This is a genomic window from Tetragenococcus halophilus subsp. halophilus DSM 20339 (assembly GCF_003841405.1).
GTDB classification, from domain to species: domain Bacteria; phylum Bacillota; class Bacilli; order Lactobacillales; family Enterococcaceae; genus Tetragenococcus; species Tetragenococcus halophilus.
Genome location: NZ_PXYA01000003.1, coordinates 312,449 through 324,274 on the forward strand (window position 1 = coordinate 312,449; position 11,826 = coordinate 324,274).

Sequence of the window (11,826 nt, forward strand, 5' to 3'; positions counted from 1 at the left end):
GTATATGTTTTAGAATCATTTTATATTATAACAAATATTCCTAGAATTCTATATTCAAAGGCAATACAAAAATAGAAATATCTCATTTAAGTCTATATATTCAATATTTTTAAACAAACCAGCATTTTAAACACTGTTTGCACAAAAAAACTAGCAGCCCTTATTAAGACTGCTAGTTTAACTGGCTTGACTCCAATACTTAATTAACGCCGCTCATTAATCTTTGAATGCGCGGTACCATAAACATTAACATCACACCAAAAGCTACTGTAATTACACCTATAATACCAAAATATAGCACTTCAGTACCAGGACTGTATAAGCGAACAATTTGTGCATTAATGGCTTGTGCCACAGCATCACTTAAGAACCAAATACTCATCATTTGAGAATGGAAGGCTTTAGGAGCTAACTTAGTTGTTACCGAAAGTCCAATAGGTGAAATCAACATTTCGCCTATAATCACTAAGCCCCAACTCATCAATAACCACTGCGGTCCAACCTTGGCATCTGTACCGAATAATATACCAGGAAGCATCATCCATAAGAATGAAATCCCGGCAAAAAATAAACCATAAGTGAATTTTTTCGCCGAAGAAGGTTGTTTGTTTCCTAATTTTGTCCATAACCAAACAAAAATTGGGGTATAAATCATAATGAAGAAAGGATTTAATGTTTGAAACCAACTTGAAGGAATAGTAAATCCAAAAAGCGATAAATTTGTCCGTTCTTCAGCAAACAAAGCAAGTACAACAGAGCCTTGTTCTTCAATCGACCAAAAAAGAATGGAGGCGATGAACAGTGGAATATAAGCCCACACCCGGGAACGTTCCGTCGTCGTGATTTTTTTACTTTTAATAATCATAACAAAATAATATATCGGAACAACAACTGCAAAAATCGTAATCAAGTTGATAACGTTATTAATGTCTAATATTCCTGCGAATTGCATAAACAGTATAAGCACAGCTACTGCGGCAATAACTAATAGACTTTTACGTACTAAAGGTTTTACCTCTTCTGACTTTATAGGGTCGCGCGCTTTTAATGTTTCTTCTGGTAAGTATTTCCTACCGCCACGCACATATTGAATTAAACCAAAAAACATTCCAATTGCTGCTAGTGAAAAGCCTAGATGAAAGTTCACTTCTTGGCCCAAATAACCGACAAAAAGTGGGGCAATAAATGCACCTAAGTTGGTCGAGAAAACAAAGATATTAAAACCTGCATCTCTTCTTAAATCTTTTTCATCATATAAGTCACCGACCATTTCCGAAATGTTAGGTTTTAGTAAACCTGAACCTAATACGATGAGTATGATCGATGCAAACAAAGCTGCCTTTCCAAAAGGCAAGGATAAAGCAATATGACCTAGCATGATCATAATGCCACCAATAAAGACTGTGCGTCTACTACCTAAAACACGATCACTTACATAGCCGCCGACAACACTTAATAAGAAAACAAGCGAACCATAGATCGACATAATAGCCGAAGCTGTACTTTGGTCAAAACCTAAGCCGCCATCTGCTACCGAATAATACATATAGTATAGTAGTATCGCGCGCATACCATAATAACTAAATCTTTCCCACATTTCTGTAAAAAATAATGTAGAAAGTCCACGAGGGTGTCCTAAAAAAGAGGCATCCTTTTCATTCGAGTTCATGCTAACCCTCCATATTCAAATTCAATTTTGTTTCACTTCGTATAAAACGACAAGCTCAATTTTAATTTTCTGAAACTTTTCCGTCAATATCCCTTTTGTCTGACAATTTCAGTAACTAAACTTTTTCTAATAAAATTAAAAAAACAAGTTTATTTTAAAATAAGAAAGATAGCTATAAATAGCCAATTTTTGCAAATGTTTATTTTAATACAAAAATTAAATAAATTTATTTTTATTTTTTAGGTACTTTTTATTAAATTTTTATCACTTTTGAATTTAGCGCTTTCTACTAGACAAAAGAATAGAACTATTGAGAAAATGAGTATTATAGGAGGGATAATTATGATTTATATTATGGGAACCATTGCTGCAGGAAAAACATCTTTAGCAAAAATTTTAGCAAAAGATTTAAACTCCGCTGTCTATTATGAAGATGTTGAAAATAATGGATTGATTTTGAATATGTTAGAAAAATTTTATTCCTCAGGTAAAGAAAGTAGAAAATCAAATGGTGCTATCCTGCAAATGGCTTTTTTAACTTTTCGTTATCAACAATTACGTCAAGCAATTACGCAACAAAATGCCGTTATGGATTCTTCTTTAGCATCTGATTTTGTGATGGCTTCGCAGTTACATGAACACGGAGAGATCGCCGATGAAGATTTTAATGTCTATGTAACTTTATCCCAAGAAATGCAAGCAAACGTTAATGGTATCCCTTGGAATGGTTTGCCCGATCTAGTCATTTACTTAAAAATTGACTCAGAGCATGCTATCAGTGAAATCCAAAAGCGTGGACGAAAGATGGAAAGTATAGAACGGGAACCAGAATTAATAGATTACTACCATCGTGTTCATTATGCTTATGAAAAGTGGGCAGATGGCTACCCCTCTGCTAGTTTGTTAACAATTGATCGTGAAAAATATGACTATGTAAACAATATTGAAAATCGCAATGAAGCTTTAAATTTAATTGAAACAAAATTGAAAGATCTGGGGAAATTATCGCCAAAAACATTTAAAAAAATCAAGCAAAAACGGGAGTAGTGTCTATTTATTATAGTTAATACAGCTACTTTTTCTGTACTACATCATTGTTAAAAATCTTTGTTAAATTTCTCTTATCATTACTTTTTTTCTAGTTCACAAGGAAAGTTATTGACTTTCCTTGTGAAAGTTTTATAATGAAAAGTGTAACAAAGTATTCTTTTATTGTTATAGTATTTGGCAGAAAGGAAGTTTTCTTATGAACCATTTCATTGGATTAGTAGGAACCAATTCAGATAACTCTACCAATCGAAAATTATTACAATTTATGCAAAAGCATTTTTCAGATAAAGCCACCATTGAATTAATGGAAATCAAAGATTTTCCAATTTTTAATAAACCAGTATCAAACCGTCTTCCAGAAGTTGTAAAAAAAGCGGCAGAAAAAATTGAACAATCAGATGGTGTGATTATTAGCACCCCTGAATACGATCACTCCATTCCCGCTGCTTTGACTAATGCCTTAAACTGGCTTTCATATGATGTTTATCCATTTGTAGATAAAGCTGTAATGATTACAGGCGCTTCTTATGGAACATTAGGTTCGTCGCGCGCGCAATCTCATTTACGACAAATTCTAGACTCACCTGAACTAAAAGCTCGTATTATGCCTAGTTCAGAATTTTTGCTAGGTCATTCATTGCAAGCGTTTAATGAGCAAAATGATTTGAAAGACTTCGATCAAGTAGATAAATTAGATGGTTTGTTCAAAGATTTTCAAGTTTTTGTTGAACTTACAAACCAACTGAGCAATGCCCATGAGGTTCACAAAAAAGAAGCTGAAAATTTTGATTGGGAAACTATTTAAAAAGGAGAATTCTTATGATGAAATTAGTCGGAATTGTAGGCTCTAACGCTGATTTTTCCTATAATCGTTTATTACTACAATATATAAAAAAACACTTTAAATCACTTATTGATATTGAAATCTTAGAAATTAAAGATATTCCTTTGTTTAATCAAAGTCTTGATCAAACAGATAGTGCATCTATTCAAAAGCTTAATCGTAAAATTTTAAATGCAGACGGCGTGATCATTGCAACTCCTGAACATAATCATACGATCCCCGCTGGTTAAAAAAGTGTACTTGAATGGTTATCTTTTAAAATCCAACCTCTTTCAAATAAACCTGTCATGTTAGTTGGTGCGTCTTATTATAATCAAGGTTCGTCTCGTGCACAATTACACTTACGTCAAATTTTAGAAGCTCCCGGCGTAAACGCAATTGTCATGCCGGGTAATGAATTTCTACTAGGTGAAGTAAAAGAAGCTTTTGATGAGCAAAATAATTTAAAAGATCAGGGAACGGTTGATTTTTTGAAAACTTGTTTAGAAAAGTTCATTAAATTTATCCAAGTCTTATCTTCAATGAACGAACCGCAAAAAGATTTATCAGAAGAAGAAGATTTGGAAGCTACTGGTAAAATTGATACAACTATTGAAGGTATCGATATGTCCGCTGAAGATTGGGTAGAACAAGCTAGCGAAAAAGTAGACGCCGCTGAAGGTGATACTTATGTGAAGTTAAACCGTGGTGTTTTAACTGTTAACCAATTGAACGCACTCCTAGCTTCTATGCCGATGGAATTGACTTTTGCTGATAGTAATAACCAATTCTTATTCTATAATTATACCGAGGATAAAGCAGAAATGTTTGCTGGACGTGTACCAGGACAAGTTGGAAACCCATTAGCAAACTGTCACCCACCTGCTACTTATAAAAATGTTAAATGGGTCCTTTCCCAATTACGTCATGGCAAACAGGATGTCGTTCGTATCCATGTACCAACACATGGACCAGATAAATATGTAGTACACAGTTATCAAGCAATGCATGATGACTCAGGAAACTATATGGGCGTTAATGAGTACGTACTAGATTTTCAACCTATTATTGACTGGTACTTACAACAAACAGGACAGCGACTTGCTAAAGACGAAACAGTTGAAGTTGATGCAACGTCAAGTGCTTCAACCACGCAATCCGAACAAGCAGACAGTGTTTCAGGAGCTTCTGAAAAAGCAAGCGCCGACAGTGTTTCCAGCGCTTCAGTCAAAGCTTAAGATAGTAAAAACTGATCATTGCTCAAAACTCAGGCAATGATCAGTTTTTTTAGTTAAAAGGCTGAGCGCCAGCACCATTTTCAAATAAAGCTGTATAATCAGTAGAAACATCAAGATATCCTGTATAATCACCTTCAGGTATTTGTGCAGTTGGGCTAAATTGCCAAGCACCATAAGCTGTTTGCCATAGATCATCATCAGAAGGTTCATATGGATATTGCGCCATCCAAGTATTCTCAGCTCCAACCGTAGCACTTACAGCACTGCGATACAGATAGCTAGCCCCAGTATATACACCATGATTATCATAACCATCATCACTTAATATGTCCCAAAAATCTTCTAAATAAGAAGCAATGTCGACCGTTTCAGTTGATGGATCTTCCATATCTGCAAAAATCTTTATCTTTTTATTTAAGTCATTTTCTTGCAAAAAGGACAAAAGATAATTTGCTTCTGCTTTCGCTTCTTTGCTAGTAGCAAAATTTGCATAGTGATAAAGATTAACATTCAAACCAGCGTTAGCAGCAAATTTGATTTGTTCAAGCGCATAAGGATTTGTGTAATTAGAAGACTGTGTTGTTTTTACAATAACAGACTTCACCCCATTTTGGGCCAATATTTCATAATCATTTTGTGTCATTTCTCCTTGATAAGAAGAAACATCTACGGCGTCTTGTGGAGGACGCGTATTATCACCAATATTAAATACATCAGTCGACGTACTAGCAGCGGCTCTTGCAAAATTATTAGCAGGTTCGCCTGTATAAGACATCGTATTCTTTGTATCAGCAGCTTCTTCTTGCGCATTTACTTTTACAGAGAAAAAACCAAAAATCAAGCAAACTGCCATAGTTGCTTTCAGCAAAAATCTTCGTTTTGTTATTTTACGTAAATCGATAAAAATCATCCTCTCTGAAAAATTAAGTTATTTTTTACGATATCAGGAAGCGCTCATAGTGTAAACCTTTTTATATCATTTAATTTATTTAAGCTCGTAAGTATAGGGTTCTTATGTAATTATTTACTTTTAAATACATTACTCATTTTGATTAAGGAACTTAGCTTGTTATCCTTGACCTCAAAGTAACAAAGAACTCTTTTCTTACTAATAAACCATAGTAAAAAAAGAGTTCTATATTAATGGCCAACAAACAACAAATTGTTCAAACTAATTTATCTTGATGATTAACTTTCATCAAAATTTAAATCCTTTTGTGCAAATTTGCGCTGAAATTCAGCAATTGTCTGATATTCAGTTTTTAATTGACGTGTTAAACGAATATAGATTGGAACCAGTTCCCGATAAACCTCAAAATGATCTGGATTAGGAGCGTAAGTTTCGGTTTTACCGACAAAGTTTTTGACTTCAGCTAAATCATCAATGACGCCTATAGACTTCATTCCGACGACAGCAGCACCTAAGCAAGAAGATTCAAAAGCTTGAGGTATCGTTACGGGTCGTTCGAAAACATCAGATAGCATTTGGCGCCACAATTCTGAGCGAGCAAAACCACCTGTTGCTAAAATAGATTGAGGTTGTCCCAACACTTCTTCTAAAGCCAAAAGTACTGTATATAAATTGTAGACAATCCCTTCCAAAACAGCACGAATCATATGTGCTCTTGTATGCATTTGCGTTAAGCCTAAAAAGGAACCACGCGCATTTGCATCCCATATCGGTGCCCGTTCGCCTCCTAAGAAGGGATGAAATAATAAGCCATCGGAACCAGCAGGAACTTGTGCAGCAATCTCAGTCAATAAATCATAACTATCTTTGGCCAAAAGATCGGCTGTACTTTTTTCAGCATCAAATAAATTATCTTTTGCCCAAGAAAAAACAGTACCGCCATTGTTAACTGGACCACCGATCACCCATAGCTCTTTAGTCAAAGCATAGCAAAAGATCCGTCCTTTAGGATCGATCACTGGATGATCGCTAACCATACGAATCGCCCCTGAAGTTCCAATGGTTACAGCTGCTACGCCATCATCAATGGCGTTGACACCTAAGTTAGATAGAGCGCCATCAAAAGCGCCTTGAACAAAGGTAACGTCCTGTGGGCAACCGGTAACTTTCGTGTATTCTTCTTTCATACCAGAAAACTGTTCATAAGCGTCCACAACTTTTGGCAATTGATCTTTAGATACACCTGTTTGAGCTAAAGCTTTGTCATCCCATTGTAGTTCAAAGATGTTATACATCCCCGTACAACTAGCCACCGACACGTCCATTTGCCATATACCGAATAAGCGGTAAAGAACATATTCTTTGATACCGCAATAGTAAGCAGCTTTATTATAAACCTCAGGGACATCTTCTTTTAACCAAGTGATTTTACATAATGAAGACATCGGATGAATAGGTGTCCCTGTACGTTCGTATAAATCCTGTCCTTGCTCCGAATTTTTTATCTTTGCCGCCGCTGCTGCAGCTCGCGTATCCCCCCCAAGTGATAATACGAGTTAGCGGTTGAAAATTTTTATCCAAAGCTATCAAACTTTGGTTGGCACTAGAAAAAGAAACAGTTCTCAGCTTATCATTTTGCCAATTGATCGGTGCGATAACTTTTTTTAAACTAGCAGTAACTGCTTCAAGAATCTCTTCTGGTTCTTGTTCAGCCATTCCTGTTGCATCACGATATAATTCATACGAATAGTTGGTATAATCGATGACATTTCCAGCTAAATCATATAAAACAGCTTTAGTGCTGGTTGTTCCGATATCCATTCCAATAACATAATCCATTTACAAAAACTTCCTTTCCTGTCTTTACAACTATACTATTAAAGAAAGACCATAAACACAAATTAAACTGGTAACTGATAATACAGAAGTCAATGTTGTCCAAGTTAAAAATGTCTCTTTAAGCGAAAGACCAAAATATTCTTTGATCATCCAAAAACCAGCATCGTTTACGTGATCGGCAAAAATACTTCCTGCACCTACAGCAAGTACCATCATAGCTGGATTTACTCCTGTTTGTGCGATTAAAGGAGCGACTAAACCTGCACCAGTCATAGCAGCAACTGTAGAAGAACCTAGACTTACACGTAAAATCGCTGTTACAAGCCAAGCGGCAAAAATCGGTGAAAGATTAATGTCTGTAAACAAGGAAGAAATGTATTCAGAAATACCCCCTTCAACCAATACTTGTTTAAGCGCACCACCTCCGCCAATAATAAATAACATCATTGCAATTTGTGTAATAGCTTCTTCAATTGTTGTACTAATTTCTTTCATTGAACGTTTTTGCTGATACCCCATGGTATACATTGCAAATAACAATGATAAAAGCATTGCAACGTCTGGTTCGCCAACAAATTCAATGATTTCTTGCGTGGAACCAGCAGGTAACACACCACCCAAAGCAGTCGCAATACCGATTAAGATTACCGGCATCATAGCTGTGCTAACACTCATCCAAAAAGAAGGCGTTTCTTCTAATTTAAATTCTTTTACTTCACCTAAGCCCGGTATTTTTTCTTGAATACGGTAAACTTTAGGGTAGAATTTATGCAAAAAATAATTGAATACAGGTCCAGAAACGATAATTGTTGGGATTGCCACAATTAAACCAAATAAAATGACTTGGCCAATATCTGCGTCCATGATCCCCGAAATTGCAGTGGGCGCTGGATGTGGCGGAATAAATCCATGCATAATATTTAAGGTGGCTGCCATCGGAATAGATAATACCAAAAGTGGAATTTCTAATTCTCTAGCAATAACAAAAATAATAGGCAGCAAGACAACTAAGCCTACTTCAAAGAATAGTGCTAAGCCGACAATAAATGAAGCTATAATCACAGCGATCTGTATCTGTTTTTTTCCAAATTTGTCAATCAAGGTATTGGCGATACGATATCCGCCTCCAGAATCAGAAACCAGCTTTCCAATCATAGAACCCATACCAAAAATAATAGCCAAATCGCCTAATTGATCTCCCATACCACTAGTGATGATTTCAGGTAGTTGATCCAATGGAATATTTAGAGCCAAACCAACTAAAAAAGCAGTGACTATTAAAGAAATAAAGGTGTTCAATTTTACTTTAACAATCAAAAAAATCAAAAAAGCGACACCTAATGCGACAATTAATAATTTCATTTTCTTTCCTCCAGCTTAATAATTTTGTAGAACGTACTTTTAAAAGCCCCCTTTAGATGGCCATAGAAAGAACCACTTATTGCTATATATAGTGGTCAACGCAATAATACTATTTCTATCTTTTACTTTGTTTTAGTAAAAATTACTAGTTATGCAAAGGAAAGTCTTAGTAAAAGTACAATACGAAAACAAAAGTCAATTTCTTATAGGATATAAACGCTAGTATTTAATTGCGGTTGTTATCTTAATTGTTTACTTACTATTTGACAGTGAATATAAAAAAAGGGTATGATTATACATATTTTTCGTCTCGTATTTGATTATCATAGAGATAATTATTATTGGATGAACTCTACACCCTTAAAAAATTGAGAGGAGAAACTTTTATGCTAAATTGGTTAAGAACTTCGAAAATCGCGATGGGGATTATCACGATTTTCCGTGTTTATTTAGGTTTTAAGTGGGCAACTTCGGGCTGGCAAAAGGCTACTGGATCTTTTAGTGCCCAAGAAATGATTCAAGGTGCAGTTGAATCTCCGGTACTAGATGATACTGGAGTGAATGCTTATCCTTGGTATACAGATTTTCTAGAAGGATTTGTACTTCCTAATATTGAATTATTTGATTTTCTAGTTTCTTGGGGAGAATTATTAGTTGGCTTAGGTTTAATATTTGGTACATTAACCACTGCTGCAGCTTTTTTTGGACTTCTCATGAACTTCAGTTACTTACTGGCAGGAACGGTCTCTATTAATCCAACCTTTATCCTTATCCAATTCTTTATTTTAGTAGCGGGTTTTAATGCAGGAAAAATTGGACTTGACTATTGGTTCGTTCCCTTTTTAAGAAATAAAATGCCATTTTTAAAAGTAGGCCAAAAGAAATAAAAATAGAAAATAAAAAAGCTGGAAAACGTTTTTGACGTCTTCCAGCCTTTTATTTATCTTTTAAAACTACATGCCCATCCCCATATAAGGAAGGATAGACATAGCCATCGATATAATAAACACAACGACAGCAACAATCAACCAGAACCAAGCACCAGTAAAGAAAGCTCCTGCTTTTGTTTTGATTGTTGTTTTTTCTTTTGTATCATTAATTGCGTGTTTTACAGCTAAACGGATGATCGCATATATTCCAGCTGCTAATGCTACATAAGTTAATACCGGGGAAAGCATCGACATGATCCCCATACCTGTTGACATCATAAATCCACTCTTCTTTCTTTTCTAATAATGAAGATTCCAATAAAGAAAAAAACATTTACTTCTGTTGGAACTTTTACAGATTACCAATTATTTAAAAGGCAACCAAAGATAACCTTCTCTGAAACTAACATAAAAACTTACAAAATTGCAACTAATTAGAGAAACTTTAAAATCGCTTTAAACAAAACGTTCGCTATTTAAAATAAACAGTATCTTTATATAAAACTATCATTTAGTCAATAGATTCATGATTTGTCATAGCCAATGCATCTACCCAATTGTCAAATTGCTTTGCACTAACTTTACCAGAAGCAAGCGCTGCTTTTCTTAATGTTATCCCTTCTTTTTCGGCTTTTTGTGCGATTTTGGCACTTTCTTCATAACCTATATGAGGAGAAAGAGCTGTTACCAGCATCAATGACTGGTCAACTAGTTCTTTCATATGTCTTTTATTTGCCTGTAAACCATCCAAAAATTTTTCAGTAAAAGAATTGACTGTTTTCGATAGTAAATCAGTAGATTCTAAAAAAGTGGAAATTAATAAAGGCTTATAAACATTCATTTCAAAATTACCTTGACTACTAGCCATAGAAATTGTAGTGTCATTTCCCATCACACGAATTACAGCCATCGTCAGAGCTTCTGCCTGAGTTGGATTTACCTTCCCTGGCATAATAGAGGACCCAGGCTCATTGGCTGGAATGCTTAACTCCCCGTACCCCGCTCTTGGACCAGAAGCTAAAAAACGTAAATCATTCGCAATTTTCATTAAATCAGCAGCTAAAGTTTTTAGTGCGCCATGCATAGCATTTAATTGCGAATGCGCAGACAAACTATAAAATTTATTGACCTCCGCTGTAAAAGGGATTTGATACACCTTGGATAATTTACTTGTAATTTTTTCTGCTAGTTTTGAATGAGCGTTCACCCCAGTTCCTACAGCCGTAGCGCCAATAGCTAATTCATGCAGGCTGGGCTCTATTTCTTCAATAAAACTTAGATCGTGCATAAGCATACTTTGATAAGCAGATAATTCTTGACCAAAAGTTAATGGTGTTGCGTCTTGCAAATGAGTACGTCCTATTTTAACGGTATCCCAGTACTTTTGCTTTTTTTCTTCTAAAGTCTGGCTCATTTTCTTACAAGAAGCTTTCACTTCAATAATAGATTGTGAAGCAACGATATTCATCGCTGTAGGAAAAATATCATTCGAGCTTTGTCCTTTATTCACATCATCATTAGGTAAAACATTCAATTGTGGCTGTTGTTCATTTGCCAAATAAGCAATCACTTCATTTACATTCATATTTGTATGGGTGCCCGAACCCGTTTGATAGACTACAAGTGGAAAATGTACACGTAATTGATTATCTGCTAACGAATTTAGCTTATCTACAGCAGCAACAATAGCATTTGCTTTATCATTTGCCAATACTTCCAACTCGGCATTCGCTTGAGCTGCTGCTTTTTTGATTTGCAAAATTGCTTTAATAACCACTAATGGCATTTTTCCTCCCGCAGTAAAGTTACGGCGACTACGTTCTGTTTGCGGTCCCCACCACGCACCTGCTGGAATTTCTATTGCACCCAGCGAATCTTTTTCTACTCTTACTTTTTCTTGTTTATTTTTCATTGTTTTCATTCTTTCATTCATAATATTATTATATATTGCTATATTAGCACTTATTCTTATTACTGTAAAAATTAGCAATAAAACGATTTATTTC

8 protein-coding genes and 2 pseudogenes are annotated in these 11,826 nt (G+C 35.2%); 4 read left to right on the top strand and 6 right to left on the bottom strand.

The genetic code is table 11. The features are described from left to right. Positions 1–199: 199 nt before the first annotated feature. A complete protein-coding gene (locus C7K42_RS11250; protein WP_014123977.1) occupies positions 200–1,669 on the bottom strand; it encodes a peptide MFS transporter in 1,470 nt (489 codons plus the stop codon). A gap of 342 nt (positions 1,670–2,011) precedes the next feature. Here C7K42_RS11250 and C7K42_RS11255 point away from each other — a divergent pair, with 342 nt between their 5' ends. The 3 genes and pseudogenes from C7K42_RS11255 to C7K42_RS11265 all read left to right on the top strand — a co-directional run bounded on the left by C7K42_RS11255 (position 2,012) and on the right by C7K42_RS11265 (position 4,780). Next, positions 2,012–2,716 carry a deoxynucleoside kinase gene (locus C7K42_RS11255; protein ID WP_014123976.1) on the top strand — a complete coding sequence of 235 codons (705 nt, stop codon included), beginning with the start codon at positions 2,012–2,014 and terminating at the stop codon, positions 2,714–2,716. Positions 2,717–2,915: 199 nt separating this feature from the next. Then, the gene (locus C7K42_RS11260; RefSeq protein WP_014123975.1) at positions 2,916–3,524 is read left to right on the top strand and encodes an NADPH-dependent FMN reductase; all 609 of its coding nucleotides are present in this window, start codon (positions 2,916–2,918) and stop codon (positions 3,522–3,524) included. A 17-nt stretch (positions 3,525–3,541) separates the two neighbouring features. Beyond that, a pseudogene (locus C7K42_RS11265) lies at positions 3,542–4,780 on the top strand (NAD(P)H-dependent oxidoreductase). 49 nt (positions 4,781–4,829) lie between these two features. On the opposite strand, the gene C7K42_RS11270 reads toward C7K42_RS11265, so the two are convergent. From C7K42_RS11270 to C7K42_RS11280, 3 genes and pseudogenes are all read right to left on the bottom strand, one after another. Then, positions 4,830–5,690 (bottom strand): GH25 family lysozyme, encoded by an 861-nt coding sequence (locus tag C7K42_RS11270; RefSeq protein ID WP_103083966.1) that lies wholly within the window; start codon positions 5,688–5,690, stop codon positions 4,830–4,832. 278 nt (positions 5,691–5,968) lie between these two features. Beyond that, positions 5,969–7,529 (bottom strand): annotated as a pseudogene (gene gntK, locus C7K42_RS11275) (gluconokinase). 30 nt (positions 7,530–7,559) lie between these two features. Then, the gene (locus tag C7K42_RS11280) at positions 7,560–8,891 is read right to left on the bottom strand and encodes a gluconate:H+ symporter (protein WP_103091963.1); all 1,332 of its coding nucleotides are present in this window, start codon (positions 8,889–8,891) and stop codon (positions 7,560–7,562) included. 386 nt (positions 8,892–9,277) lie between these two features. Here C7K42_RS11280 and C7K42_RS11285 point away from each other — a divergent pair, with 386 nt between their 5' ends. Further along, the gene (locus C7K42_RS11285) at positions 9,278–9,778 is read left to right on the top strand and encodes a DoxX family membrane protein (protein WP_103083963.1); all 501 of its coding nucleotides are present in this window, start codon (positions 9,278–9,280) and stop codon (positions 9,776–9,778) included. Between the two features lie 66 nt (positions 9,779–9,844). On the opposite strand, the gene C7K42_RS11290 is transcribed toward C7K42_RS11285, so the two are convergent. Both C7K42_RS11290 and C7K42_RS11295 read right to left on the bottom strand, forming a co-directional pair. Continuing rightward, entirely contained in the window at positions 9,845–10,099 is a 255-nt protein-coding gene (locus tag C7K42_RS11290; RefSeq protein ID WP_103083654.1) for a hypothetical protein, read from the bottom strand. A 232-nt stretch (positions 10,100–10,331) separates the two neighbouring features. After that, complete coding sequence (locus tag C7K42_RS11295; protein ID WP_103083653.1) at positions 10,332–11,732, bottom strand: class II fumarate hydratase; 1,401 nt, start codon at positions 11,730–11,732, stop codon at positions 10,332–10,334. Between the last annotated feature and the right edge of the window lie 94 nt (positions 11,733–11,826).